General features: G+C 59.0%; 23 protein-coding genes. 5 read left to right on the plus strand and 18 right to left on the minus strand.

Annotated features, from left to right (window positions below; all coding sequences use genetic code 11):
- Positions 1 to 3: 3 nt before the first annotated feature.
- Positions 4 to 1,392, plus strand: coding sequence for a class II fumarate hydratase (fumC, locus tag B9A23_RS02850; protein ID WP_084277314.1), 1,389 nt, complete (start codon positions 4 to 6; stop codon positions 1,390 to 1,392).
- Positions 1,393 to 1,411: 19 nt separating this feature from the next.
- Here fumC and ligD read toward each other — a convergent pair whose 3' ends face one another.
- The 3 genes from ligD to B9A23_RS02865 form a co-directional block, all read right to left on the minus strand.
- Positions 1,412 to 3,946, minus strand: coding sequence for a DNA ligase D (gene ligD / locus B9A23_RS02855; protein ID WP_084277315.1), 2,535 nt, complete (start codon positions 3,944 to 3,946; stop codon positions 1,412 to 1,414).
- A gap of 3 nt (positions 3,947 to 3,949) precedes the next feature.
- On the minus strand, positions 3,950 to 4,807 hold the full coding sequence (locus tag B9A23_RS02860; protein ID WP_084277316.1) for a non-homologous end joining protein Ku: 858 nt from the start codon (positions 4,805 to 4,807) through the stop codon (positions 3,950 to 3,952).
- 766 nt (positions 4,808 to 5,573) lie between these two features.
- Entirely contained in the window at positions 5,574 to 6,044 is a 471-nt protein-coding gene (locus B9A23_RS02865) for an Lrp/AsnC family transcriptional regulator (RefSeq protein WP_084277317.1), read from the minus strand.
- A 140-nt stretch (positions 6,045 to 6,184) separates the two neighbouring features.
- Here B9A23_RS02865 and ald point away from each other — a divergent pair, with 140 nt between their 5' ends.
- Both ald and B9A23_RS02875 read left to right on the plus strand, forming a co-directional pair.
- Positions 6,185 to 7,300 carry an alanine dehydrogenase gene (gene ald, locus B9A23_RS02870; protein WP_084277318.1) on the plus strand — a complete coding sequence of 372 codons (1,116 nt, stop codon included), beginning with the start codon at positions 6,185 to 6,187 and terminating at the stop codon, positions 7,298 to 7,300.
- 158 nt (positions 7,301 to 7,458) lie between these two features.
- Positions 7,459 to 8,409: a YihY/virulence factor BrkB family protein gene (locus B9A23_RS02875; RefSeq protein WP_084277319.1), complete on the plus strand. Its 951-nt coding sequence runs from the start codon at positions 7,459 to 7,461 to the stop codon at positions 8,407 to 8,409.
- 593 nt (positions 8,410 to 9,002) lie between these two features.
- Here the strand turns inward: B9A23_RS02875 and B9A23_RS02880 are convergent.
- Both B9A23_RS02880 and B9A23_RS02885 read right to left on the minus strand, forming a co-directional pair.
- Complete coding sequence (locus tag B9A23_RS02880; protein WP_084277320.1) at positions 9,003 to 9,764, minus strand: SDR family NAD(P)-dependent oxidoreductase; 762 nt, start codon at positions 9,762 to 9,764, stop codon at positions 9,003 to 9,005.
- Between the two features lie 50 nt (positions 9,765 to 9,814).
- Entirely contained in the window at positions 9,815 to 11,050 is a 1,236-nt protein-coding gene (locus B9A23_RS02885) for an aromatic ring-hydroxylating oxygenase subunit alpha (RefSeq protein WP_139797287.1), read from the minus strand.
- Between the two features lie 175 nt (positions 11,051 to 11,225).
- Between B9A23_RS02885 and B9A23_RS02890 the strand changes: the two genes are divergently transcribed.
- On the plus strand, positions 11,226 to 11,915 hold the full coding sequence (locus B9A23_RS02890; RefSeq protein WP_084277322.1) for a CoA transferase subunit A: 690 nt from the start codon (positions 11,226 to 11,228) through the stop codon (positions 11,913 to 11,915).
- 2 nt (positions 11,916 to 11,917) lie between these two features.
- Positions 11,918 to 12,556, plus strand: a complete 639-nt coding sequence (locus B9A23_RS02895) for a 3-oxoacid CoA-transferase subunit B (protein WP_084277323.1) — start codon at positions 11,918 to 11,920, stop codon at positions 12,554 to 12,556.
- Between the two features lie 132 nt (positions 12,557 to 12,688).
- Here the strand turns inward: B9A23_RS02895 and B9A23_RS02900 are convergent, their stop codons facing one another.
- The 13 genes from B9A23_RS02900 to B9A23_RS02960 form a co-directional block, all read right to left on the minus strand.
- A complete protein-coding gene (locus B9A23_RS02900; protein WP_176217850.1) occupies positions 12,689 to 13,453 on the minus strand; it encodes an SDR family NAD(P)-dependent oxidoreductase in 765 nt (254 codons plus the stop codon).
- A gap of 60 nt (positions 13,454 to 13,513) precedes the next feature.
- Positions 13,514 to 14,305, minus strand: a complete 792-nt coding sequence (locus B9A23_RS02905) for an SDR family NAD(P)-dependent oxidoreductase (RefSeq protein ID WP_084277325.1) — start codon at positions 14,303 to 14,305, stop codon at positions 13,514 to 13,516.
- Entirely contained in the window at positions 14,306 to 15,118 is an 813-nt protein-coding gene (locus B9A23_RS02910; RefSeq protein WP_084277326.1) for an enoyl-CoA hydratase/isomerase family protein, read from the minus strand. It abuts the gene before it with no gap.
- A gap of 15 nt (positions 15,119 to 15,133) precedes the next feature.
- Positions 15,134 to 16,777 (minus strand): GMC family oxidoreductase, encoded by a 1,644-nt coding sequence (locus B9A23_RS02915; protein WP_084277327.1) that lies wholly within the window; start codon positions 16,775 to 16,777, stop codon positions 15,134 to 15,136.
- 40 nt (positions 16,778 to 16,817) lie between these two features.
- Positions 16,818 to 18,293, minus strand: coding sequence for an AMP-binding protein (locus B9A23_RS02920; protein ID WP_084277328.1), 1,476 nt, complete (start codon positions 18,291 to 18,293; stop codon positions 16,818 to 16,820).
- A gap of 43 nt (positions 18,294 to 18,336) precedes the next feature.
- Positions 18,337 to 19,227 carry an enoyl-CoA hydratase gene (locus B9A23_RS02925; protein WP_084277329.1) on the minus strand — a complete coding sequence of 297 codons (891 nt, stop codon included), beginning with the start codon at positions 19,225 to 19,227 and terminating at the stop codon, positions 18,337 to 18,339.
- 64 nt (positions 19,228 to 19,291) lie between these two features.
- The gene (locus tag B9A23_RS02930) at positions 19,292 to 20,155 is read right to left on the minus strand and encodes an enoyl-CoA hydratase/isomerase family protein (protein WP_084277330.1); all 864 of its coding nucleotides are present in this window, start codon (positions 20,153 to 20,155) and stop codon (positions 19,292 to 19,294) included.
- 38 nt (positions 20,156 to 20,193) lie between these two features.
- Positions 20,194 to 20,961, minus strand: coding sequence for an SDR family NAD(P)-dependent oxidoreductase (locus B9A23_RS02935; RefSeq protein ID WP_217806572.1), 768 nt, complete (start codon positions 20,959 to 20,961; stop codon positions 20,194 to 20,196).
- Between the two features lie 33 nt (positions 20,962 to 20,994).
- The gene (locus B9A23_RS02940; RefSeq protein WP_084277331.1) at positions 20,995 to 21,843 is read right to left on the minus strand and encodes a TauD/TfdA dioxygenase family protein; all 849 of its coding nucleotides are present in this window, start codon (positions 21,841 to 21,843) and stop codon (positions 20,995 to 20,997) included.
- An 81-nt stretch (positions 21,844 to 21,924) separates the two neighbouring features.
- A complete protein-coding gene (locus B9A23_RS02945) occupies positions 21,925 to 23,637 on the minus strand; it encodes a diflavin oxidoreductase (RefSeq protein ID WP_084277332.1) in 1,713 nt (570 codons plus the stop codon).
- 43 nt (positions 23,638 to 23,680) lie between these two features.
- Positions 23,681 to 24,013, minus strand: coding sequence for a Rieske (2Fe-2S) protein (locus tag B9A23_RS02950; RefSeq protein WP_084277333.1), 333 nt, complete (start codon positions 24,011 to 24,013; stop codon positions 23,681 to 23,683).
- On the minus strand, positions 24,010 to 25,308 hold the full coding sequence (locus B9A23_RS02955; protein WP_084277334.1) for a cytochrome P450: 1,299 nt from the start codon (positions 25,306 to 25,308) through the stop codon (positions 24,010 to 24,012). Before B9A23_RS02955 ends, B9A23_RS02950 begins: the two co-directional genes overlap by 4 nt.
- A gap of 123 nt (positions 25,309 to 25,431) precedes the next feature.
- A complete protein-coding gene (locus tag B9A23_RS02960) occupies positions 25,432 to 26,205 on the minus strand; it encodes an SDR family NAD(P)-dependent oxidoreductase (protein WP_139797288.1) in 774 nt (257 codons plus the stop codon).
- Positions 26,206 to 26,233: the final 28 nt, after the last annotated feature.

Below are 26,233 nucleotides of genomic sequence, written 5' to 3' on the forward strand. Positions count from 1 at the left end.
CCAATGCCAGAATCGAAGCATAGGGCAGAGACCGACAGCATTGGGACGGTCTTCGTGCCCGATGACGCCTATTGGGGCGCGCAGACGCAACGCAGTATCGAGAACTTCCCCTTCGGCGGTGACGAAAGGATGCCCGCCGGCATCATCCATGCCTTGGGGCTGATCAAGCAGGCAGCCGCGCGGGTTAACCGCGCGCACGGACTGGACCATCACCTGGCAGACGCAATCGAGGCTGCCGCCGGTGAGGTCGCGGCAGGTGCACTCGACACGCAATTCCCGCTGGTCATCTGGCAGACCGGCAGCGGCACCCAATCGAACATGAATGCCAACGAGGTGATTGCCGGACGGGCCAACGAAATGTTGACTGGACAACGCGGCGGCAAGACGCCGGTCCATCCCAATGACCATGTCAACATGGGCCAGTCCTCGAACGACACCTTCCCTACGGCGCTGCACATTGCCGCCGTCACCGCGCTCAACGATGCCCTGATCCCGGCGCTCGACAAGCTTTCTGGTGCACTGTCCGGTTGCGCGATCGCGTGGAAAAGTGTGGTCAAGATTGGCCGCACGCACTTGCAGGATGCCACCCCGCTGACCCTTGGCCAGGAATTCTCGGGCTATGCGCTGCAACTTCGCAACGCCTACGATCATCTGCGCCAAGCCGAGCAACACCTCCTGCGCCTTGCACAAGGCGGAACGGCGGTTGGCACGGGGATCAATGCGCCGCCCGGCTTTGCCGAGGACATGGCGGGCCAGATCGCAACCTTGACCGGCTTGCCATTCGTCACCGCGCCAAACAAGTTCGAAGCGTTGGCATCGAACGACGCGCTCGTGCAATTCTCCGGCACGCTTGGAACGCTTGCCGTGGCGCTCACCAAGATTGCCAATGACATCCGCCTGCTCGGATCAGGACCGCGTTCGGGCCTTGGCGAACTGGATCTGCCGGCGAACGAACCCGGCAGTTCAATCATGCCGGGCAAGGTAAACCCCACACAGGTCGAGATGCTGACGATGGTTTGCGCGCAGGTCATCGGAAACCATCAGGCCGTGACGATCGGCGGGATGCAGGGACATCTGGAGCTCAATGTCTTCAAGCCCATGATCGGCGCGGCGGTCCTTCGCTCGATCCACTTGCTCGCGGTGGGCATGGAAAGCTTTGCCAAGCGCTGCGTCGAAGGCATCGAACCGAACCACAGGCGCATTGCAGAACTCGTCGAACGCTCGCTGATGCTGGTAACGGCTCTCGCGCCCGAAATCGGCTACGACAATGCCGCGAAGATCGCCAAGCATGCCCACGAGTATGATCTCAGCCTGCGGGAGGCCGCGCTGGATCTGGGTCTGGTCGACGAAGCCACCTTCGATCGTCTGATCCGCCCTGAGCGAATGGTCTGATCGGCGCGTACGGCAACGGTCAGATGTCGGGGAGCGATTGTTCCGCCACGCCCCACCCTTTCAGCAACTTGCCCTGGCTGCGCTTGAGTAGCGCCTCGCCGTCGGCAATCTTGAAGGGATGGGCGTTTTCAAATGTATCGAGCTCGTCCCAGTCGATCGGCGCCGCCACCGGCGCATTTGCTCGAGCGCGAACGGAATAGGGCATGACTGCAGTGCTGCCGCGCTGGTTGCGCAGCCAGTCGATAAAGATCCGCCCCTTGCGCTTGGCCTTGCTCATGTTCGCAACATAGCGCTCGGGGTCGGCCAGGCCGAGCGCCTTGGCGAAGCGTTCGGCAAAGCTGACGTGGGCCTCCCACGTGTGATCGCGCCGCAACGGCACCACGATGTGGACGCCCTTCCCGCCTGACAACATCGCAAAGCTGACAAGGCCAAGATCGGAAAGCCGGGCGCGAATATCCTTGGCAGCGCGTTTCACGTCGCCAAAATCCAGCCCTTCATCTGGGTCCAGATCGATCACCATCCGGTCTGGCGCCTCGACATCGTCGGCCTTGGCGCACCAACCATGGAATTCTATCGTCCCCATCTGGACGCAAGCGAGGATACCCGCCGCGTCGTTTACGTACAGATAGTCTTCGGCATTGCCGTCCTTTTCGCGGATCGGCACGTGGTGCACGTGATCGCCGAACGAGCCGCTGTCGTGCTTCTGGAAAAAGCAGTGCTTCGATCGGCCCTGCGGGCAGCGGACCAGACTGGTGGGGCGATTGGCAAGGAAAGGAAGCATCGCCGGTGCCAGCAGAGTATAATAATCAGCAAGATCCCCCTTGGTCTGCCCGCTTTCAGGAAAGATCACCCGGCTGCGGTTGCTGATGGCAACGTCTGCTACCGGTTGCGCGAGATGGACCGGCTTTTCCGGGGTCACGTCTTTCGCTTTCTTGTCCTCGCGCAGACCCACGAAACTTGCGTGGCGCACCCTGCCCTCCCCCGTGAACTCGGCAAAGGCGACTTCTGCGACAAGCTCGGGCTTGAGCCATTGCGCACCGCGCGCCTCGACCTTGGGCACTTCCAGCGGACGGTCATCAATCTTGAGCGGATCAAACTGCAGCGCGAGGCTTTCCAGCAGTTCCTCGTTGAAGCCTGTGCCAACCTTGCCCTTGTAGACAAGTTCGCCCACCTCGCGCTGTGCCAGAAGCAGTGACGCGAAAGGACGCTTTCGCGCTGTCGAGCGGGTCATTCCGACGATCACGAACTCCTGGCGCAAGATACATTTGATCTTCAGCCAGTTCTGCGTCCGCTTTGCGAGGTAGGGAGCGTCTGCGCGCTTGGCGATGATACCTTCCTGGCCCGCCTTGCACATTGCGGCGAACAGCTTCTCACCCCCGCCAATGATGTGATCGGCCACGTGAATAGGCGGCTTGGCCTCGGCCAGCAGGCCGGAAAGGCGCTGCTTGCGCTCCACATTCGGGAGCGGCTTCATATCCTCTCCATCCAGAGCCAGAAGATCAAAGGCGTGGAAGGAAAGCGCGTCGCCCTCGCCCTGTGCGCCATGCCCCCGCTTCAGGACGCTCTGCAGCAGGGAGAAACTTGGATTTCCCTCGGCATCTGCGGCCATGATTTCGCCGTCGATCAGACAAGACGGGAGATCCATGCCCGCAATGCTGCGCACAAGCGGACCGAACTTTTCCGTCCAATCAAGACCGCTGCGCGTAAAGACCCGGACCGTTTCGCCCCTTGCGGCGATCAGGGCCCGATAGCCGTCGAACTTTATCTCGTGTATCCATTGCCGCCCCTCGGGGACGGCATCCACGAGGGTCGCCAACTGCAGCGGCTCAAAGTCCGGCAGGGCGGCGCTGGACTTCTTGCGCTTCGATGCAGGCTTGGCCTTCTTGCCTGCCACTTTCACATTGTGGCTGCGCGCTGCCTTCATCTCGGCGGCAAAGTGGCTGCCTTTCTTCCCGCTGAGCGAGTAGCGGGCCTCTTTGTCCGAAGCGATTTCAGCCATGGTACGGCCAGTAAGGACGCTGGTAAGGGAGCGTTCGACCAGAACATCGCCTTGCGCCGCATGGGCATCGCCGATCTTTCGCAGCAGCCAGTTGTCGCGCTTCTCGTTGCCCCGGCGCTTCAGCTTTATCAGCAACCATTCGCCCTTCATCCGTTCGCCCAGGAGCCGGAAGTGCAAATGGCCATCGGCGAGGTCGTTCGCACTCTTGCCCTCGACCGGCTCCCAGGTTCCGCGATCCCAAAGCATCACCGTTCCGCCGCCATATTCGCCTGCCGGGATCGTGCCTTCGAAATCGGCGTAGTTCAGCGGGTGGTCTTCGGTTTGTACGGCAAGTCGCTTGTCATCGGGATCAGGGCTGGGACCTCGGGTCACCGCCCAACTCTTGAGCACACCTTCCACCTCAATGCGGAAATCCCAATGAAGCCGCGTTGCATCGTGCTTCTGGACGACGAACAGATTCCCGCCTTTGCTCGAAGCGCGCTTGCCCGCCGGTTCGCGTGTGCGGCCAAAGTCACGCTTTGCGCTGTACGCCTGAAGCGGATCGCGCGCCGCCATGATTCAGGCCCGCTTCCGCCGAGGAGCGGCAGCCCGCTTTTTCGGACGCTCCTCGTCTTCATCTCCGTCCGCATCCTTGCCCAGCGATTGCTTGAGCGCTGCCATAAGATCGATGACGTTGCCGCCCTTTTTCGCATCGCCGGCCTCGGCGTCCTCGATGATCCGCTCACCCTTGGCCTTGACCTTCTTCTCGATGAGCGAATGCAGCGCGTCCACATAACGGTCGTGGAACTTGTCGGCGGCAAACTTGTCCGTCTTCTTCTCGATCAGGCTCGCGGCAAGATCGAGCAGTTCAGGATCGGCGTCGCGCGCGGGGATGTCGCGAAACCAGGTCTGCGCCCGCTGCACTTCATCCGCATAACGCAGCACTTCCATGATGAGCCCCTTGCCGCAGGGCTTGAGCGAGACAAGTTGCTCGCGCCCGCGCACCGAAAGCTGCCCAAGGCCGACCGTGCGCGTCTTGCGCAGAGCCTCGCGCAGCACGATGTAGGCGTCTTCCGCCAGATCGTCTGCCGGCACGACGAAGTAGGGCTTTTCGTAGTAGAGGACGTCAATTTCGTCAGCCGACACGAACTGCACCAGTTCGAGGGTCTTGCGACTTTCAATGCGGACGGACTCGATCTCCTCGTCGTCCAGCAGCACATAGTTGCCTTTGGACACCTCGTAGCCCTTGACGATTTCTTCATGATCGACCGGCCCCACTCCGGGCACGATCTTTTCGTAGCGGATGCGCTTGCCGCTCGGCTCGTGAATCTGGTGAAAGCTTATCGCCGCGCCGCTGCGAGTAGCCGGATAGACCTCGACCGGGATCGATACGAGCGCCAGTCGCAATTGTCCCTGCCAGTATGCGCGGGCTGCCATCTGCAAGTCCTTTTCGCCAGCCGCCGCGCAGTTCGCGTGCGAACAAGACTTCAAGCCGGAGGTGTGCAGTCGGTTCCCGAAAGCTGCGCCGTGATGGATTTAGCCGTTTTCGCTTCTCATGGTGTTCGTGCTTAGTGCGAACCCGTAGATAAAAACGCCAAAATGGCCGCTTCCTAATGGCTGGCTGAAAAGCGTTAACCAGAAGACGCAACTTCGCCTTGGTAGGGGTGGGGGCATGATCTGCACAAGTTAACGGAAGGTCAGATCATAAATCACCTGCAAAAGAGCGCAATCGCTCTCGCCCTCTCGGGACAATCTTCAAACTTCGGCAACTGGCAGTCGTAATTGGTTAACTTGGACTTAACCTTACGCTTGGCAGCCGGGGAACGTGCACTCGGGATGGGTGCAATTCGGGGTGAAATGGGGCCAATTGCATCGATATTGGATTATTAACAGTTTTGGTTAAACTGTCGAAACTTAGTAGTTGATCTTATGGGAAATTAACTACAATTAACCATCGTGAGCCGCATGACTCCGGCATTTCGAAAACCGTTCATAAAGCGGATTACATTCGTTTCAGACATCGGATCTTGCCGCGCAATTGCCGTTTGTTATCAAGCATAGTTAACGCCCGAAACTGTCATGAAGACGCGACGCTGCCAGCCGGAAGCGGCGAAGCGACCACGAATCGCCACGCTTCTTTCCCCGAGTCGCTGACTGTCGCGGACCCTATTCGCCGTCTAACCATCGGGGCGCATCGCCCCAATTACGGCCGGTGCATGCGGCGGGTAGGATAGCCGCGCATCGTCTTTATGCGCCTCAAGGAAAAGCTCGACCGCATCGATGACACTCCCGGCAGCCGGGCAAGGCAGTCGCGGTGGATCTGGTCGTATTCGCCAAGATCATGCGCTGCTATGCGCAAGAGGTAATCGGCGGCGCCTGACATCAGATGGCATTCAAGGATTTCTTCGAAATCCCCGACCGTCCGCTCGAACCGATCCATCGCTTCGCGGCTCTGGCTTGTCAGCGTGATCTCGACGAAGACCTCCACGGTCAGGCCCAGACCTGCAGGCTCCAGCCGCGCTCCATACCCGGCGATCACACCAGCCTGCTCGAGCGCCTTGATCCTGCGGTGGCAGGCCGACGACGACAGGGCCACCCGCTCCGCAAGCTCGGCAATCGAAAGCGACGAGTCATCCTGCAGCACTTCCAGCAGGGCGAGATCCGCACGATCCATGAAGAATTCTCCCACATACACCGCATTTTTCGGCAGGATTCACCATAACCGCTCATCGCAAAGGGCGAAATAGGCAAGAACTGCCGCTGAGGAGCCTATAATCTTCGCGCGTTGGGTAGAGTCACCAAGGGAAGCTCGAAATGCGCGTCGGCACGGTCAAGGAAATCAAGAACCACGAATATCGCGTCGGTCTCACGCCCGAAAGCGTCGGCGAACTGATCGCACATGGTCATGAAGTCTGGGTCGAAACCGGTGCAGGCAGCGGCATCGGCGCAGGTGACAGCGATTATGAAGCCGCCGGCGCCTCCATCAAGCCCGACGCGCGCACCGTGTTCGATGGCTGTGAAATGATCGTCAAGGTCAAGGAGCCACAAGCGGTCGAGCGCGCGATGTTGCGGCGTGGCCAGATCCTTTACACCTATCTGCACCTTGCGCCCGATCCCAACCAGACTGCTGACCTCGTCAAGTCGGGCGTCACGGCAATCGCCTATGAGACCGTGACCGGACCCGGCAACGCGCTGCCCCTGCTCAAGCCGATGAGCCAGGTTGCCGGTCGCATGGCCATCCAGGCTGGCGCAACTGCGCTGGAAAAGGCGCACAGTGGACGCGGTGTTCTGCTCGGTGGCGTACCGGGCGTTCTTCCGGGTAAGGTCGTCGTGATCGGCGGCGGCGTCGTCGGCTTCAATGCGGCCCAGATGGCCGTAGGTCTTGGCGCCGATGTCACGATACTCGACCGCGATCCCGAAGTGCTTGAACGGCTCGACAACCATTTCGAGGGCCGCGCTCGCACCCTGTTCTCGGGCAAGGCGGCACTCGCCGCACTTGTTGCCGAGGCCGACCTGGTGATCGGCGCCGTGCTCATCCCAGGTGCCGCAGCCCCCAAGCTGGTGACGCGAGACATGCTGGCGACGATAAAGCCCGGGGCCGTGCTGGTCGACGTGGCGATCGACCAGGGAGGCTGCTTCGAAACGTCCAAGGCAACCACCCATGCCGATCCGACCTATGTCGTCGATGGCGTCGTTCATTACTGCGTTGCCAACATGCCCGGCGCTGTCGCCCGCACCAGTACTTATGCCTTGAACAACGTCACCCTGCCCCACGCCTTGCGCATCGCCAACGAAGGCTGGGTCGAGGCCCTGAAGGCAGACCCGCATCTTGCTGCTGGCCTCAATGTGCATGACGGCAAGGTGACCTATGAAGCCGTGGCACGTGAACTGGGATATGAGTTCACGCCTATCGAGAACGTTCTGGCCTAAGGGCCAGATGCCGCGCGACGCCTGGGATAACTGCGTTGCGCGGCACACCGCCGGACGGTTCGCAGTATCGGGCCTCGCACCTTCTTCGCCGCGCCTGATTTGTATCCCAAGACGGGTTCTGCAGTGAAACGATAAGCCGACTGGCCCGTTGCAGCGCCATGGCCGGACACCACGCAGAGCATACCGATCGTTCGTCATCAGGGCAGACAGTAAGGCAACGGCTGAGGGCGGCCTGGCAGAACCCGGTCTTCGCAGATCTGCGGCAACGTCTGAACGATCTCGATTTCAGCTTGCAGGCCGCCGGGATCGCCTTCTTCACCTTTCTTTCCATCGTGCCGCTTATCGGTAGCCTCGCATTGGCTTACGGACTGTTCAGCGAGCCTGTCGTGCTCGAACGACGCCTCGACGAGATCAAGCGTCTTTTTCCGAGAGAGACCGCAGTGCTGCTGCAGGAGCCGATCCGCCTCGCTCTCGACAGTGCGCGATCTCGGCAGGGATTGGCGCTGCTGGTCGGCCTAGGGGTAACGCTGTTTGCGGCAAGGGGCGCAGCATCGTCGATCATCACCGCTCTCAACAACGCCTACAACCGCGAGGAAACTCGCTCGTTCGTCCGGCTGCAATTGACCGCAATCGCGCTGACGGCCGCGATCATCGCCACGTTGGCGACGACGTTTGCCATCGCCTCGCTCATCTCGTCCCTTGGCACCAGCCTGCTTCCCGCCTCGCGGGTGACGGAAGCCCTGATCACCACGCTTTCCGTCGTTACTCTGACAGCGATCAGCGCCGCAGTCGTCGCCAGCATGTTCAGGTGGGTTCCAGACCATTCCGAAGCGAAGTGGAAATGGATCACACCAGGCAGCGTGACGACCGCGGTTGCCTGGTTCCTGCTGTCCTCGGGCTTTTCCTGGTATGCCGACAACTTCGGTCGCTTTGGCACCGTCTACGGATCGCTCGGTGCAATCATCGCCTTGCTGACTTGGCTCTATTTCTCAGCGATGGTCCTGTTTGTCGGTGCCTGCCTCAACCGCAGTCTCGAGGCCGTCGCGGTGGCGGGCGAAAAGGACTGCGCATTGCACCCCACACAACCATCAACGCCATCGGCAGGCTGAACGCCAAAACCCTGCCTCCCCATCGGGAGGTCTCATTCACGGTTGTCTGGATGGGTATTGGCGGAGAGGGTGGGATTCGAATTCAAGGCTTCAAACCTTGCATTTAGCGCTTTGGACATCGGATACGCCGCGTTTGTGCCCCCAGCACTGCCCCCAAAAGAAGTGGATGCATCTGAAAAATTTTTGAACGAAGTTCTTTAACATGGGAGAGGCCGACCGACGGTAGCGGGCACTATCCATAAAGGCCATAATACCATGTCTCTTGAAATCGGTGGTATGCGGACTTTTGTGGAAGCGTGCGGATGGTAGCGGAGGAGGGACCGGAAAATTCTATCCAAGGTTTTGTAAAAAAAGGCCATTTTTAGAAGCGTCGGGCAGAAATACCCCCACCAGTACCCCCGCCGTGCTTCCGTTTCGACGAATAGTCTCAAAGATGCGGCGAAGCGAAATTCGACCGCCAATCAATTGTCATCGAATCTCAATCGCGAAGCGACTTTCGAGGCTTCGTGGTCGGTGGGGATCAGCCAGTTCTGCGTCGATGTGACTATGTCCGACCTTCAGTGGGATCGGCCCAAGGCCGGTTCGGTCTTCGCCTATCTGGGCGGCATCCGAATTGCGCCATCGAGCCTGATGACCTCTCCATTTAGCATCGGATTGAAAATTATCGCCTCAACCATTTGGGCAAACTCTGCGGGGCGGCCAAGTCGGCTCGGATGAGGAACTTGTTGGCCGAGTGCGTCCTGAACCTGTTTTGGAAAACTTTCGACCATTGGTGTCAGAAAGACCCCTGGTGCGATAGCGGCCACTCTGATGAGATGCTGAGAAAGGTCGCGCGCAACCGGCAACGTCAATCCAACTACGCCGGCCTTGGATGAGGCGTAAGCAGCTTGCCCGATCTGTCCGTCAAACGCTGCTACGCTCGCCGTATTGATGATGACGCCCCTCTCTTCTCCCAGTGACGGCTGAGCAGCAAGCCGAGCTGCAAACTGCGAAAGAACGTTGAAAGTTCCTATGAGGTTTACCTCGACCGTAGCGCGGTAGGTATCGAGGGAATGAGCGATATTCTCTCGCCCAACCGTTTTCATGCCCGGAGCTATGCCCGCACAATTCACCAATATTCTTGCAGGTCCGTGGGCGGCTTCGCTACCGTCCAAACCCGCTGTGACACTCGCCGGATCGGTGACATCAACCTTTTGAAAGACAGCTCCGATTGCGTGGGCTGTGGAACGTCCTTCAGGCTCATTCACATCGAAAATTGAGACCCTTGCCCCTTTCGATGATAGCAACTGAGCAGTAGCCAAACCTAAGCCAGAGGCTCCCCCGGTGACAACAGCCGGTATGTTTTCGAGTTCCACGTTCTGTACTCGACACTCTTCAGGATATGCAGATCAGTCTATGGGTCCAGCTATCCCATGGGGATTTCGATCGGAACAACGCGCAATTCCGCCGGAACGTTTTCCGATCCGATCACTTCGTCAATCGTCTGCTCGTGATGATAGATGAAATGTTCGGCCCAACACACCGGGATCCCGTCGATACCGCCATTGGCCAGCGCCTGATGCATACCGGCGAGCGCTTCGAGATCTTCGCCGATGAAACTGCGGAAGAATGTAAGCGTACTTTCGTCGAGCTGGGGATCGTCCTTGCCGCTGCCAGTCTTGACGAAGGAAACCTCCACCTTGGTGCGACCCGGATCGATCGGCCAGACCATGACGATCGGAAACAGATATTCGGCAATCGGGAAGGTTGCATTCGGGAAGAGATTATAGCTGCGCTGCGCAAGCTTGGAAATTTCCGCAAGCTTGGCTTCCTGCTCTTCCGCCGTGTCGTTCTCCGACTTGAAGAAGGCCGCCCCCATGCCGCGGGTCAGTTCGCCTCTTGATTTGATGGCGATGGCGGTGTGGCCGTTCTTGACCGCCTGCAGAGCGGAAGTCTTAGCGTCGATAACCTTGTCGATCGTGTTCTCGTGAACATATTTCGCGTGATAATTCTCTGCGAAATTGTCCTGTACGCATTTCCAGTTGCAATCGACCTCAAAGCTGAAGCGATCGAATAGAGTCAGGTCATCCAGCGGAACATCTGCCCACAGCGCTGGAATACCGGTCAAGTATTCCATTAGCGGCTCGGCATCGAGATCGAAGTTCACGAAGACGAGGTTGCCGAAAGTTTCGCAACGCAGATCCTTCAGGCTTCGCTTCTCTTTTTTCAGATCGGAATAGTAATGCTCATCCGGCACGAACTGCAAATCACCCTGCAAATCGTAGGTCCAACAATGGTAGAGACACCGCATGTTGGGGGCGATGCCCGCCTCGTCCTTCATCAGCTTGGAACCGCGATGCTGGCAGACATTGTGGAATGCGCGCAGTTCGCCGTCCTTGCCGCGGATGACCACGACCGGACTGTCATTCAACGTGTAGGTTCGATAGCTGCCCTTTTCAGCGAATTCGTTCGCCAGCCCAACGAAGAGCCACGTTTTCGACCAGAGATGGGCCTTCTCGAGGTCGTAGAATTCCTGGCTCGTATATCGTGCAGCGGGAATGTCAGGCATTGCGGGAAAGGCCTCGGGATACCTCTTGGCCTTCATGTTCTCCGTGACGACTTGCCACATGGATTGAATGCGCTCGGGCGTCTCGATGGTCATGATCACTTTCCCTAGTTTATGGTCTGGACACAGCTTTGCATCCGGATGCCCTCTTTCGCCATCCCCCTAGGGGGGGACCGCGCCGCGTCCCGTTTCGAAGGGACAGTGATGCAAGATAAACCAGACTAGGGTCCTTCGTCCGACGAATTACAGGGGACCGAATTTGCCTCATATCTTGACGAACTCCGCAGACGCGCTGGACGGCTTGCTGTTCGATGGGATGACCATCGTAGCGGGAGGGTTTGGCCTTTGCGGGATCCCTGAAAACCTCATCGAAGCGCTTCGCCACAGCAATGTGCGCGATTTGACGGTCATTTCGAACAATGCCGGTGTCGATGAATTCGGACTTGGTCTGCTGCTTCAGACGCGCCAGATACGTAAAATGATCAGCTCTTACGTCGGCGAAAACAAGGAGTTTGCGCGGCAGTATCTAGCTGGGGAGCTCGAGCTGGAATTCAATCCGCAGGGCACACTTGCCGAACGCATTCGCGCCGGAGGCGCCGGCATCCCAGCCTTTTATACCAAGACCGGCGTTGGGACCTCAGTAGCGGATGGCAAGGAAGAGCGTGTCTTCAATGGCGAGCGATACCTGATGGAAACCGGGCTTTTCGCGGACTTGGCGCTGGTGAAGGCATGGAAGGCCGACAGAAAAGGCAACCTTTTGTTTCGCAAGACAGCGCGCAATTTCAATCCGATTGCCGCGACTGCGGCAAAAATCACTGTGGTAGAGGTTGAGGAACTGGTCGAGGTTGGCACGATCGACCCGGATCAGGTTCACACGCCCGGTATTTACGTCGACCGGATTCTTACGGGCCAATCGTTCGAAAAACCGATCGAGCAGCGCACGGTCAGGGCGGGAGTATAAGCATGGGCTGGACAAGAGAACAAATGGCCGAACGTGCGGCGCGTGAGCTGAGTGATGGTGACTATGTCAACCTCGGCATCGGCGTTCCCACGCTGGTACCAAATTTCATTGATCCGGCGATCGAGGTGACATTTCAGTCGGAGAACGGCATGCTCGGTGTCGGCCCCTACCCCACCGAGGAGGAGGTCGACGCTGACCTTATCAATGCTGGAAAGCAGACTGTTACCGCCCTGCCCGGCGCGTCCTTCATGAATTCGGCTGAAAGTTTCGCCCTTATTCGTGGTGGTCACGTCGATCTGTCGATCCTTGGCGCCCTCGAAGTCGCTGAGAATGGCGACCTGGCAAACTGGAGCATTCCCGGCAAGATGGTCAAAGGCATGGGCGGCGCTATGGATCTCGTCGCCGGCGTCGACCGGATCATCGTCCTCATGGATCATCTTGCGAAGGACGGCACGGCAAAATTTCGCAAGACCTGCGAACTGCCGCTTACGGGCGCCGACGTGGTGGATATGCTCATCACCGACCTGGCCGTTTTTGAACGTAAGGGCCGCGGCTCGGAGATGTTCCACCTGCTCGAGCTTGCACCTGGAGTGGATCTGGAGGCCTTAAGGTCAAAGACGGAAGCCAGCTTCATCGCCTAGATTGTTTGCGGGTGTAGCCGGCGCGAAGGCACGAGTACCGATCGGTCATTACACTCGGTCATTGAGGCCGGACGATATGGCGATCACCAAGTGCCATCCCGTCAATCTTTCAGAGCCGACAAATGTGGCGGATCAGTCTTGCCCAATCCGGCTGGAATGATCGAGAGAAGACAGGCGACTCGTCATCCCGGCATCGACCGTAACCGCCTGGCCAGTCACATACGCACCTCCATCGCCGGCAAGGAACAGAGCAGCTGCTGCAAGATCGGCTGGATAGGAATTTCGTCCCAGCACGCTTGCCGCCGACAGATACGCCCGACCCTCGGGGGAATCCTCTGGTGCGAACCAGTCTCGGGTGATGCCGGTGACGGTATTTGCCGGACTGATGCAGTTGACCGTCACGCCGCTATCGCCGAGCTCGATGGCGAACCCCTTCATCAGTCCGGACACTGCATGCTTTGAGGCGACATAGGGACCCTGTAGTCGAAGACCGTACTCGGCGCAGACCGATGCATTCGTGATGATACGACCGCGCCGACCAGCCTGGCGCAGCAAGGGCACGAAGGCGCGCAAAATCCTGAAGACAGCATCGACGTTTACGGCGAACACCTTTCGCCAATTCTCGTCAGAACAATCTTCAAGCAGCGCAAGTTCGCCGGGAACGCCGGCGTTGTTGACCAGAATATCGAGACCTCCAAGATCATTGACGCAAGCCTCGACCAGAGCTGCCGGCGCATCGTCCGCGGACACGTCCACTCGGAGAAGGGTGACACCAGCCCGTCCATCGAAACCCTCAGCCAGCTTTTCCGCGTCCAGGTCCACAGCAAGCACCTCTGCGCCCTGATCGATGAAGCACTCTGCGATGCCTCGACCGATTCCATCGGCCGCGCCGGTCACCAGAGCTCTACGTCCTTGAAGCTGTTTCATCGTTCCACCTGCCAGACTCTATTGCCTGCATCAATTCATCCAGAGCCCGCCATCCACGTTGAGGGTCTGACCTGTCACGAATGCGCTCTGGTCGCTGGCAAGAAACAGCACGGCACGCGCGCAATCTTCCGCGGTACAGATACGGCCCATCGGAGTCATGGAGAGCTGCATCTCCTTTACCGTCGGTCCGTCGACAGGAAGCCTGCCCGCGTAATCGCGTTGGACCTGGTCCCACATCTCTGTTTCGACCGCGCCGGGGGCAATCGCATTCACCCGGATGCGGCTTGCCGCCAGTTCGCTTGCACAGCCTTGGGTCAGACTGATAACCGCAGCCTTGCTGGCGGAATAAGCAATAGACCCTGCCGTTGCACGACGACCTGCCGCAGAGGCGACATTGACAATTACTCCCCCCCTGCCTGCTGCCGTCATGGATTGCGCCACCGCTTGCGTCATGAACGCAGCGCCTTTCACATTGACGGCGAACAGCCTGTCCCACTCGGGTTCGGTAATCTCGGGTAGAAACTGCATGCGATAGATGCCGGCGCAGTTCACGAGGATATCGATCTTGCCTGCTTCCTCGCAAACGGAACCGACGACGCTGCCGACATCCTCGATGTTTGACACATCGAGAGCGCGGATATCCCATGCCGCGCCACGGTCAGTTCGAACATCGGCGAGACGGGCGCTGTCCAGATCTGTGGCGAACACGCGGGCACCTGCACGCTCAAGGCACACCGCGATCTCGGCCCCCACGCCACCGGCCGCGCCAGTGACCAGAGCAGTTTGCCCGCTCAAATCGCAAGGGGCAGAAAGGTCAGCCACTCATGCGCCTTGGCGGAGCGAGAAGTCTGCGGGTCGCTTCTCCACGAAAGCTGCGAGCCCTTCCCGCCCCTCCGGCCCGGTCGCCTGCGCTTTCACGCTTGCCGCTTCACGCTTCATCTGGCTCACCGGGTCAGCGCGATAGCTGTCGAGGAGCAGTCTGCGGGTCGCCGCATTTGCGCTAACCGGGCCGCGCGCCAGTGCGGCGGCGACTTTCACGGCTTCGGCCTGAAGATCAAGATCCTCGCCGTCGACAACCCGCGTGACGAGACCTAATGCTACTGCCTCTTCGGAGGAAAGCCTGCGGTTGGTAAGCGCCATTTCCTGCGCGAGCCGAAGACCCACCAGCCTCGGCAGAAGCCAGGTCGATCCGCCATCGGGCGAGAAGCCGATCCCTGTATAGGCCATCGAGAAATGCGCTTTCGGCCCGCAAAGCACGATGTCGCCGCACAGCGCCAGTCCCAGCCCGCCCCCGGCCACCGGCCCGTTCACGGCAGTGACGAGAGGTTTTTCCATTTCAAGCAGGGTCTGGACTGCGGCATGCAAAGACGTGGTGAGGGTTTCGATGACCTCGCCCACCTTTTCTGCGGCCTCCAACATGGCCGAAATATCGCCGCCCACGCAGAAGAAACGGCCGGAGCCCGTCAGGAGAACGCAGCGAACCGAAGCGTCTTCCGCGAATGACTGCACGGCATGCAGAAGCCCGTTGGCCAGTTCGATGCTGAGGGGATTGCCTTTGTCGGGCGCGGCGAGCGTGATCTTTCCCACCCCGTCTTCGATTGTCGTCACGATGGGCGGGGATGCAGTGTCACTCATGAATGGCTCGCCTTCCTATGCTGCGCGACTGTTCGCAATCGACGCATCGGCACCCTTGATGATGTCGGCTGCCTTTTCCCCAATCATGATAGCCGTCGCATTGGTGTTTGTGCTGGTGATGGCCGGCATGATCGAAGCATCGGCGATGCGAATGCCCGTGAAGCCTTTGACCATCAGGTCAGGACCGACCACTGCGCTATCATCGTCGCCCATGCGGCATGAACCAACTGCGTGATAGCCAGGTGCGACATGCTTGCGGATGAAGCTGGCCCATTCGTCGTCACTCGACGGGACCGGATTGGGATTTCGATCCGCGACGACGATCTCCTGCATGGCTTTCGTTTGATAAAGCCGGTCGACAAAGCGGCAGCCCGCGACAAGGGTTTTCATGTCTTCGGGGTCGCCGAAGAACTGATGTTCCACTCTCGGCTCGCCATTTTCCCCGAGAAGCACGCGCCCCCGACTTTTGGGATGACATACCGACGCATAGAGCGTCACGATCTTTTCCTTCGGCAACCCGCTGGAATCCCATGCCTCGGCGTTCGGGTCAGCATCGTATCCGAGTGGCATGAAATGCACCTGCACATCGGGTTCGTCCAGATCGGGATCGGTTCTAATTAACCCCATCGCCGGTACGGCCGGCGTAGACAGGGGCCCTGTACGGTTCAGCAGGTAGCGCAAAGTATAGCCGGCCACGTGCCAGGGCCGCATACGGCTGTTAAGCGAATGTCGGTTGATGAACTTGTTTTGCCCGACACCTGGATGCTCCTGCAGGTTCGCGCCGACACCGTCTCGATCGGCGATTACGTCAATCCCCAGATCCGACAGATGATCGGCAGGACCGATGCCCGAGCGCATCAGCAAACCGGGAGTGCCCATTGCTCCTGCAGAAAGGATCACTTCGCGGGAAGCCTTGGCCTTCATAGTCTGGCCGTCCTTTACGAACGAAATGCCCACGGCCCGGCGCCCGTCGAACAGGACCTTGCGAGCCTCTGCACCCGTCAGGACAGTCAGATTGGCGCGCCCTTTTGCTGGGCGGAGGTAGGCCTTTTCCGTGCTGCACCGCCACCCGTCCCGTTGAGAGCCGTGCGTGAGAAACACCCCGTCAAGATTACCGTCCTGATATTCGTCGAGTGTCGACATGCCGGCCAGGTTGCAGGCCTCAAGGAAGGTATGAGTAAGTGGATGGTATCCATCGCGCATCGGTGAGGTCGATTGAGGGCCGTTCGATCCATGCGCCTGGTTGGGCTCCCCAGCCCAGCCTTCCGATCTGAGGAAGTAGGGAAAGACGTCCGCAAATCCCCAGCCCTTCGCCCCTAGCTCCTCCCAACGGTCGTAATCGCGCCGGGTGCCACGGACATAAACCATTCCGTTGATGGCGCTGCCTCCACCCAGGCCCTTGCCTCCGGACCAGGCGAACTTGCGCCCCTCGATGGTCGGATCGGGAGACTGCGCATAGGTCCAGTCATATCGCTTGTTGCCGATCAACTGGACGACTCCTGCGGGGATCTGCACGATCAGGGAGCTGGTGTTCCCGCCCGCTTCGAGAAGCAGAACTCGCGTCCGACCATCCTCGCTCAGGCGGTTGGCAAGAACTGCCCCCGCACTTCCTCCGCCTACGATCACAAAGTCAGCCTGAAAAACGGCGTCCTGGCTCATGCCGAAAGCTCCTCGAATGTTTGTCCCGCTCCGGAAGGCATCAGGAAACTGCGGCCTGTGTCAGTCGATCTTCGCGCAATTGCTGTCGGCGTACCTTGCCCGCGTCGTCGCGCAGTCGCTGACGGGTGAATTCGAAACTTCGAGGGATTTTGTAGGTCACAATCCTCTCTCTCAGGAAAGCAACCAGCGTTTCACTATCGGGTTCGTCGAGCCCGTGTGCTTCGAGATCCTCGACCACCTGCACGATCGCATGTACCCGTGCGCCCAAGTCGGAATCGGGCAGGCCGATCACGACAGCTTCAGCTACAGCCGGGTGCGCCATGAGCGCCCCTTCGACTTCCGCGGGAAAGACATTGGCCCCGCCTGACACGATCATATCGGTGCGGCGATCGGCAATGTAGAGATAGCCCTCATCGTCCATCCATCCGAAGTCACCAATCGTTTCAAAGCCTCCGGCAATAGTCCTCCGCTCCGCCCCGATATAACTGTAAGTGGACCCGGCTCCGCTTGCAGGCAGCGCGAAAATCTCGCCGATCTCGCCCTGCGGCACTTCGGTACCCTCGTCGTCGACGATCTTTATTTCGCTGCCGACAGCTCGGCCTACGGACCCGCGATGCTCGAGCCATTCCGTTCCGTTGAGGATTGCCGTCACGATCCCTTCGGTGCCGCCATAGAGCTCCCAAATCGTTTCCGGGCCCAACCAGTCGATCCACTCCTGCTTGAGCTCGGCCGGCATCGGCGCGGCCCAGTGCCAGACGGTCTTGAGCGAGGTCACATCGTATTTCGACCTGACCGCTTCCGGAAGGCGCGAAATGCGCATCATCATTGTAGGAACGAAACTGGTCCAGGCTATCGCGTGTTCGTCGATGAGACGAAGCGCCTCTTCGGGATCGAAACGCTCCATACCGATGACAGGATGACCTTCGAACAAGGCCTGAAGGTTCGTTGTCATCGGCATGTTGTGATAGATTGGCCCTGTGGCAAGGATTGGTCCCTCGGCCGGGAATCGCAGGGGCGGCTTCTTCTCGTCATCGAAAGCGTTGGGACCAGGCGCTACGATAATCTTCGGGCGCCCGGTCGACCCTCCGGACGACATCGCCTTCCAATTGTCGGCGAGAACTGGCTCCAAAGGCGAAAGATCATCACAATCCATACCTAAGTCGGCGGCGAACGCTCCGAGCGAACTCTGCAGCTGAGGGTCGCTCGCTACAACCATGGCGGACTTGGCAACTTCGATGATCGCTCTTAGTTCGGATTCGGGCAAACGATACGAAACGACATGCGGTGTCGCGCCAATGCGCCAGAGTGCAAACAGCCACTCATAGATCTGCGATCCATTGGGCAAGGCCAGGGTCACCAGATCGCCGACACCCAATCCGCGGTTTCGCAGTGCATGCGCACGCCGAAGCGCACGATCTGCCAACTCGCCCCATGTAATAACATCGTCGCCATGCCGAATTGCCCAGGCGTCGCGGCCATGTCTTGCACCGCCGCGTGCCGGAATGTCTGCGAGCATTATTATCGCCACTCCCAAGTCCTCCAATCAATTCCCAAGGCAATCACGATGCGCCTTCCTCGCTGTCATCATTGCGCTTAAACTTCTCGCGAACCGCAGGCGGCAATCCGGTCGGATCGATCGGCAGACCGAAAACCTGTTCGTTATGTGAGTGGCTGAGTTGGTGCAGCGCAAAGCTGGTATTCATCGCAGACACACGTCCCTGCGCATCCTGCGCAGCGTTTGCCGCTTCCTTGAGAAGCTTGAGTGCAAAGGCCGGCTTGAGCGAAATCTTCCGTGCCAGATTGAGTGTAAATGCCTCTAGCTCGTCCAGCGGCACGACGTGGTTTACCATGCCCAGCCGATGCGCCTCGCAGGCGTCAAGGAAGTCGCTGGTGAACAGCATCTCCTTCGCTTTGCGAATACCTAATTCCCATGGATGCTGAAAGAATTCAGCTCCTGCGACGCCAATTGCGGCAGTGTTGTCGGCGAACATTGCGTCGTCCGCCGCGACGATCAAGTCGCAAGGCCAGATGAGCATCAAGCCGCCGGAAATGGCCTTCCCCTGAACTTGCGCGACGGTCACTTTCGGGATGTTGCGCCAACGCTCGGACAGTCCGAGAAACATCTCTTTCTCGATGCCCATTCTGCCTTCCGCCCCACTGCAGCCGAAACCGCACCAGGAACCAACCGGGTCCCATTGCTTCATCCCGGCCATGAACGCGTCCATGTCCAGGTCATGACCGGCCGAAAAATGCGGTCCCCGCGCCGCAAGGATAATCACCTTGATAGTATCGTCGCGCGCGCACAGATCGAACGCCTCGTTCAATTCATACAGCATCGTCGAGCTCTGCGCGTTGCGCGTATCCGGTCGGTTCAGAACGATCCTCGCGACAGCATCAGTCGGATGCTCGAGAAGGATCGTCTCAAAGGCTTTCTTGGCAGAGTTCGGCATAATGCATCCTTAGAAATGAGGGGCCGGCACGATGGAGAGGAGATGCGCCGGCCCCTTAGTCGACTCACGGATTGGCTTCGCGGCCTTCACCTGCATCTGCGCGGTCCTTGGGATAGAGGCGGCGCAAGGACTTGTAGTGATCGCTTCCTTCGTTGCTCTTATCCCAGACCATCCAGCCGCGATCGAGGTGCGCGAGCGCCTGCAGCGCCATGCCATACCCCACCCCGACCCGGTCGTTGAACAGCTGCTTCCAGCGATCGACAAAGCACTGGCGCGTGTAGCGCAGTGTCAGGTCGTCGTAAGTTGCCATTTGGTGCGCCAGCTCCATGGCGCGCGGCATCAGCTGGTCGGGTTCGAGCACTTCGTTGACTACGCCAAGCTGAAGAGCTTCCTGAGCATCGATGTGCTGCCCCGTCATAAGGAAGTATTTCGCGCGGTTGATGCCGATCAGCTCCTGCCAAAGAATATGAACGCCATCGCCGGGGACTTCACCTGCAGTAAAATGTCCTTCGTCGGCAAAACGGGCTGTTGTCGAAGCGAGATTGATATCTCCTAGGACCATCAACTCACCGTGGATCAGTGCCGGTCCATTGCAGGCACAGATGATCGGCGCCTCGATCTCGAACATCCGGCGGAACATCATCTTCTCGCCCCAAGACGGAACGTCGAAATCGCGCGGTGTCGTGATCGGGGCGCCCCATTCACCATGACGGTCGATGAAGACATCGCCAGTGCCTGTGAAGACGACAACGCGATTGCCGCGGTCATTGCCGATATCCGTGAAGGCAGGCGCCCATTCCTGGTGATGCTGCGCGCCGTACAGTACGGGACCATCATTGCTGTGCCAGCGCACAGTCAGTACCCCGTCATCAGTTCTGTCGAACTTCAGGGTCTCGTATTTATCGAAATATTCCGGGCGCGTTGCCATTGTAATCTCCGTTCGTGTTCAAAAAAGCTGGGTGCCAATCAGGCGATGACCATTCCCCCGTCCACCGACAGGATGGCGCCGGTGAGGTAGGATGCTTGCTCGGAGCAGGCCCAGACGACGGCCGAGGCAATCTCGTTCGATGCCCCCGCCCGCTTCATCGGGACCGAGCCCTGCACATATTCGTCGATACTGAAAAAACCCTCGTCGGCCTTCTTTTCCAGCATCGGAGTCCGGACGACGCCCGGACAGACGAGGTTCACCCGGATGCCTTGCTCGGCATGTTCAAGCGCAGTCACCTTTGTGAGGCCGACCAGCGCATGTTTGCTGGCGACATAGGCTGAAATATAGGGTGCGGCCCGTAGCGAAGAGACCGAGCCGGTGTTGACGATCGCGCCCCCGCCCGAATTCAGCATCGCCTGAATCTCATGCTTCATACACAGCCAGACGCCAGTCGTATTGACCGCAAATATCCGATCCCAGAGTTCACGTGTGCAATCGACCGTGCTGCCTGTGTCGGGAGAAATACCGGCATTGTTATGAGCGGCATCGAGTCGCCCATATTTCTCGACAACGGTTGCAATGGCATTCGCCACCGACGCTTCGTCGCTCACGTCGGTTTTCAGGACCAGAGCCTCGCCTCCGCCGTCCACGATGAGTTGGGCCGCCTCCTCCGCCATGATCGCATCATGGTCAAGAATTGCCACGCGAGCACCACACTCGGCAAAACCAAGTGCCGTAGCCCGCCCGATGCCGCTGCCGCCCCCCGTGACGAGAGCGACACGACCGGCAAAATCGATATTTTTCAATTACTCTCTCCCGCCCCGTGACTTTTTTCGGGATTACTTGCGCATGTGTTCCGGGAGACGGTCATCGGGGATCGGTGGCCGGTAATCACTCGACTGGCCATTGGTAATGCAAACACGCTGCAAGGTCCGGGTCTTGCCTGGAACTAGGCCGCCACGCGCGTGATGGAATGCCTGGTTCGACCAGATCACGAGGTCGCCATTGCGCCAACGATGCTCATAAATATTGTCATCATTGTAGAGATGCTCATGCAGTTCCCCGATGAGTTCCTCGCTCTCCGCCTCGCTGAGACCGACGATCAGGGCAGTGTTCTGCTGTGTGGCATAGAGCACTTCCCAACCCGTGATCGGATCGACATGGATGATGTCATGTTCGGCGCGTGGCGCGTCTTCGGGATAGCCCTCAATCCGCTGACGTCCGGTCAGACCTTCCTCGCTCGCAGAAAAAAGGTTAAGCCCCTTGAGATCACGCAGCCGGTCGCGCGTTTGCTGCGACAGCGATTCCAGTGCCAGCTTGCCGCTGGCGAACCGGGTCCAGGTCTCTTCATACGGCACTTCGATACCATGCAGCGAGATGCCAAGCAGCGGGACCGGAGTGTAGATGAAGTCGGAATGGAAAGAGACTTCGGAATCGCCCAGCAGCCCATCTTTCCGGGTGTTCGAAACGTAGCCGACGGTCGTGAAATCCTCGAGCAACGGGCCGAGGCGGGCCATCACGCGCTTCTGTTCGTCCTGGCTAAGCTCCTGCTCGCGAAAAACAAGGAACCCGTGTTCCTTGAACAAGTCAGCGACCTTCTCGTCGTTTGACGGATCGTTGAGATCAAGGTCGACTTCGACACCAAACGGCGTGATTGGGTCGACCTTTACCGATGAAGTTGTTGGCATCGTTCTACTCCTTGCGCGTTTTGTTCTCGACGGGTCGGACAGCCCTGCACCACGAGCGGTCTGGCCAAAGACTTGAAGGCTTCAATAAACATCGCGTTGATATCGCTTTGCACGGCGCATGGTATTGAGGATGTTCTCGGCACCGCCAGCGTCCAGCTGCTTGCTTCGTGCAAGTGCTTGGACAATGGCATCGTGAACATCGTTCGCCATTCCGGCGTCGCCGCAGATGTAAATGTGGGCACCCGCATCGATCCAGGCTACGATGTCGTCGGCGTGCTCCGCGATACGATGCTGCACGTAGACCTTCTCGCTTCCATCGCGCGAAAATGCCGTGTCCAGACGCGTCAGAATGCCATCCGAAAGATATCCTTCAAGTTCCTCACGATAGAGAAAGTCGAATTCCCGGTTCCGCTCACCAAACAGCAGCCAAGCCTTGCCGCGATTCGTCTCGCAGGATCGTTCCTGCAGGAACCCCCTGAAGGGTGCGATCCCGGTGCCGGGGCCGATCATGATAATCGGTGTCGTTGGTGCAGGCGGCCGAAAATGCTCGTTGGGTTGAATGTATACTTGAACCTGCGAGCCGACGGGTGCGCGCAGGACAAGCTGCCCTGTCGCGACGCCGCGCCGCGCTTCACCGTGCAGTTCGTACTCAACCGGCGCAACCGTGAGGTGGACCTCTCGGGCGGTAACCCGCTGGCTTGATGCGATCGAATAAAGCCTCGGCTGTAGCGGCCGGAGAAGCGAAATGAACTCTTCCGCGCTCAGCCCTGATATGGGGTACTGGCGGATGACGTCGATCACATGATTGGCATGCATGAAGGCGATCCGCGCCTTATCATCCGATTGCAGCGCTTCGAGCCCAGGTGAAGATGCAAGCTTTGACCACCCTTCGATGAAGCGCGGCGTCAACGCACAGATTTCATAGGATTCAGCCAGCGCACTGGCGACTGAAATCATTCGCCCGTTTGAAGGCACCTGTATTGCCGGATCGAAGGACAAGGCCTTCAAAAGAGCATCGACAACGCCATCATCATTATGCGCGATCAATCCAAGCGCGTCGCCCGGTGCATAGGCAGGAGGTTCGTCCACGAACTCAAGCGCGATATGCCGGGTGGCCTTGGTGGATCCCGGCGCTGTCAGTATCCGGTTTTCCGTCACGCACGCGGTAAGCGGTTCGTACCGCGGCGATCGCTCGACCGATCCTGCGATTTCCGCTTCTGCGACAGGCTTTGCAGCTTCCTCGCCGATGAGTTTGGCCAGGACAGAACCACGCCATTGCGCGGCTGTATCCTCGTAATCGACATCACAGTCGACGCGGTCCTGGATACGTACAGCACCTGCCGTAGCCAGCGCGCGGTCGAGCCGCTTGCCAGCCTCGCAGAACTGTTCGTAGGTGGAATCCCCGAGGGCGAGAACCGAATAGCGAATGCCCGACAGATCGGGGCAATCTTCGCTTTCGACCGCTTCGAAAAATTCCTCGGCTGTATAGGGTACTTCACCTTCGCCCGTAGTGCTTGTAACGAACAGCAGCACATCGAGTGTGTCGAGATCCTCTGGATCGAAATCGGCGACATCCTGACACGTGACTGTAAGGTCGGCGGCCTCGGCTTCGCGCGAGAGCGCACCTGCCACGTCCTCGCTCGCTCCGGTCTCAGTCGCGTAGAGGATGGTTACCAGTTTCGGTCGCTCGGTCGCAGTCACCGTCACAGCTTCCTCGACAAGGGTTTGTGCGCCTGCATCAGCAGACCAGACATCCCGCCCGTCAGCCACGATTGATCGATCGGCCGTCAGCATCGCGACCCCATCGATTCAAGCGCGAGAAAGGCGGGCCCGGAATTCATGCCGACGCTTCTTCCGATTCTTCGACGATAAGGAAAACGCTGTCACCTTCGACCTCGACCGGATAGGTCCGGACCGGAATCCAGGCCGGCACGCCGGTGACTTCGCCAGTGAGAAAGCTGAACCGGGAACTGTGCATGGGGCATTCCACGCTCTCGTCGCAAAGGTAACCTTCGCTGAGCGATTCATCTTCGTGCGTGCAGCGATCGTCGATCGCGCGGTACCCGTGTTCTTCCAGATGCGCGACGCAGATTGTCCGGCCTGCCGCCTCGACCTTGGTCATTTCGCCAACGGGCAGCTCGCTTGCCTTGAGTACTTCAACCCTACTCATGCCACATTACTCCAATTGTCCAGAATCACCGGGAAAGAAACGAAGGTCGGGATCTGGTCGCGTGGATCATCCGAATGCTTCAGCGGCAAAGTCTGGACCTGCCGGTCTGGATCGCGCCGGATGCCGGCGCGGAAGAGGCCCTGAACCATGCGCAAATGGCTGCCGCTCTTGCCGTCGTTGCCGAGCACGGTGCGCAGGCCCAGGCATTGGTGCGGGCCAGTGGCAAATGCAAGACCATAGCGATTGATGCCTTCGGGAATTGTCCGGTCGGGGTTGAACTGATTTGAGTCACCCCCGAACACGTCCGAATCCCGCCCTGCACGCGCAATGTAGGCATGGATTTCGTCGCCAGCCTTGATCTCGACCTCGTCGACATCGACATCGTCGACTGCAAGTCGCGTAAGATAGGGAACGAAAGGTGCGCGCAAGCGCAGCGTTTCCTGGAGCGCATTCGAGACGAATTCCATGTCTTCGATGCGCTGGCGATCCTCGGGATGTTCCTCGAACCAGCCGATGAGATAGTCGACCGTAGACATGACGGCCTGCGCACTCGTACCCGTGGTTGCGACGAAAAACAGGATGGCTTCCTTGACCCCGGTTTCTTCGTCGGCATAATCCTCGACTGCTTCGGTTGCGATCATGTGCAGCAGATTGAGCGGCACCTCGTCTTCAGACAGATCTCCGGCTTCGACCTGTACCAGCTGGCTCTTCGCAAACTCGAGTGACGGCTTGTAGAATTCCTCTACGAATACCTTCCGTGCTTCGAGCCCCGCATTGGTCACTTCTTCGCGATTTTCGAAATGGGCCGCGCTCAGGCCACCGAAGATGGGCAGCGCACAGCCGCGCAAACGCGCCATGCCTTCCTCGGACTCGACGCCCTGGATGCCGATGATCTTGGCCGCAAACTCGAGGAAGATGAGCTCGACTACGCCCGCCAAATCGATGCTGAAGGTGCCATCGGCATTTTCTTCTGCCTTGCGCCCCATCCAGCGCTGGACTGCCGGGAGGATGATTTCCTCGCGGTAATGTACGAGCTGCTCTGGCCGCACCAGTTGGTTTAGGAGCCGGCGACGCTTGCGGTGCGCATCGCCCTTGCTCATGGCAAGGTTACCCTCTTGAAACGCCTTGACGTTGATGGCCCCCAATTCGTCCGGGTGGAGGTAATTGTCTGCGGAGACGTTTGCATCTTCTTCGACGGCCTTGGAACGCAAAACCTTTTGCAACACATCGAGCTTCTCGATCTCGATGCGCGAAAACGGGCATTGTCCGGATTGCGCCGATGGATCGGATGCCATTCGAGTTCTCCTCTTCCTGTGAAAACCGGTCGCCGGAGCGATGCCTCACTTAGTATTCAATTAAACATAGAGGCTGGCCAAACCTTCGTATGTCACCAATGGTGGGGACCGTCACAACGCTGGTCAGAGCGCCGACCATCCTCCGTCGACCGGCAGGAAGATGCCGGTCACGAAGGCTGCTTCCTGCGAAGACAAAAACATGACAGCATTCGCGATATCACGCGTCGTCGCGAGCCGCTTCATCGGGTGCATGTCCGCAATCGCCTGGCGTGCAGCAACCTCCGCATCGGCATCGAGACCGGAGAGGCTCTGCTTCATCATGCCCGTGGGTGTCCCACCTGGAGCAACGCAATTGATACGAATGTTCTGCTCGGCATATTCGATGGCAGCGTTCTTGGACATGCCTAGGACAGCCGCCTTGCTGGCCACGTAGGCGGTTTGCATCGCCATCGAGTGGACGCTCAGGAACGATGCGGTATTGACGATCGCACCGCCAGAATCCTGCTGCAGCATCAATCGGATCTGTTCGCGCATACAGAGCCACACGCCCATCACGTTGATCCGTAACACCCGCTCGAATTCGTCCACGGGGATGTCGGCGGCCAGGCTGGAAGACTGGGTGATACCAGCATTGTTGAAGGCTATGTCGAGGCGGCCGTTGATGGAATGAGCTTCCTTGACGGCTGAACGAACCGAGTTCTCGTCGCCAACATCCGCGACGATGGGATGAAACCTACGCTCGCCATCTCCCAGCATATTGCCGGTTGAGGTCAACCCGCCTTCGGACAAGTCTATGCCCGCCACAGTCGCACCTTCGGCAATGAATGCGGCGGCCGCCTCTTGGCCGATCCCGCTGCCAGCGCCCGTGACCATTACAGTTTTTCCGTCGAAGCGCATCTTTGTCGGTTCCTTTCCCAAATTCGTC

It is taken from the genome of Novosphingobium sp. B1, from assembly GCF_900176395.1.
GTDB lineage: Bacteria > Pseudomonadota > Alphaproteobacteria > Sphingomonadales > Sphingomonadaceae > Novosphingobium.

Excerpts from the sequence above, each read along its gene's own strand:
- fumC (WP_084277314.1), top strand. The coding sequence starts at position 4 with ATGCCAGAATCGAAGCATAGGGCAGAGACCGACAGCATTGGGACGGTC.
- ligD (WP_084277315.1), bottom strand. The coding sequence starts at position 3,946 with ATGGCGGCGCGCGATCCGCTTCAGGCGTACAGCGCAAAGCGTGACTTT.
- B9A23_RS02860 (WP_084277316.1), bottom strand. The coding sequence starts at position 4,807 with ATGGCAGCCCGCGCATACTGGCAGGGACAATTGCGACTGGCGCTCGTA.
- B9A23_RS02865 (WP_084277317.1), bottom strand. The coding sequence starts at position 6,044 with ATGGATCGTGCGGATCTCGCCCTGCTGGAAGTGCTGCAGGATGACTCG.
- ald (WP_084277318.1), top strand. The coding sequence starts at position 6,185 with ATGCGCGTCGGCACGGTCAAGGAAATCAAGAACCACGAATATCGCGTC.
- B9A23_RS02875 (WP_084277319.1), top strand. The coding sequence starts at position 7,459 with ATGGCCGGACACCACGCAGAGCATACCGATCGTTCGTCATCAGGGCAG.
- B9A23_RS02885 (WP_139797287.1), bottom strand. The coding sequence starts at position 11,050 with ATGACCATCGAGACGCCCGAGCGCATTCAATCCATGTGGCAAGTCGTC.
- B9A23_RS02895 (WP_084277323.1), top strand. The coding sequence starts at position 11,918 with ATGGGCTGGACAAGAGAACAAATGGCCGAACGTGCGGCGCGTGAGCTG.
- B9A23_RS02910 (WP_084277326.1), bottom strand. The coding sequence starts at position 15,118 with ATGAGTGACACTGCATCCCCGCCCATCGTGACGACAATCGAAGACGGG.
- B9A23_RS02915 (WP_084277327.1), bottom strand. The coding sequence starts at position 16,777 with ATGAGCCAGGACGCCGTTTTTCAGGCTGACTTTGTGATCGTAGGCGGA.
- B9A23_RS02920 (WP_084277328.1), bottom strand. The coding sequence starts at position 18,293 with ATGCTCGCAGACATTCCGGCACGCGGCGGTGCAAGACATGGCCGCGAC.
- B9A23_RS02925 (WP_084277329.1), bottom strand. The coding sequence starts at position 19,227 with ATGCCGAACTCTGCCAAGAAAGCCTTTGAGACGATCCTTCTCGAGCAT.
- B9A23_RS02930 (WP_084277330.1), bottom strand. The coding sequence starts at position 20,155 with ATGGCAACGCGCCCGGAATATTTCGATAAATACGAGACCCTGAAGTTC.
- B9A23_RS02940 (WP_084277331.1), bottom strand. The coding sequence starts at position 21,843 with ATGCCAACAACTTCATCGGTAAAGGTCGACCCAATCACGCCGTTTGGT.
- B9A23_RS02945 (WP_084277332.1), bottom strand. The coding sequence starts at position 23,637 with ATGCTGACGGCCGATCGATCAATCGTGGCTGACGGGCGGGATGTCTGG.
- B9A23_RS02950 (WP_084277333.1), bottom strand. The coding sequence starts at position 24,013 with ATGAGTAGGGTTGAAGTACTCAAGGCAAGCGAGCTGCCCGTTGGCGAA.
- B9A23_RS02955 (WP_084277334.1), bottom strand. The coding sequence starts at position 25,308 with ATGGCATCCGATCCATCGGCGCAATCCGGACAATGCCCGTTTTCGCGC.
- B9A23_RS02960 (WP_139797288.1), bottom strand. The coding sequence starts at position 26,205 with ATGCGCTTCGACGGAAAAACTGTAATGGTCACGGGCGCTGGCAGCGGG.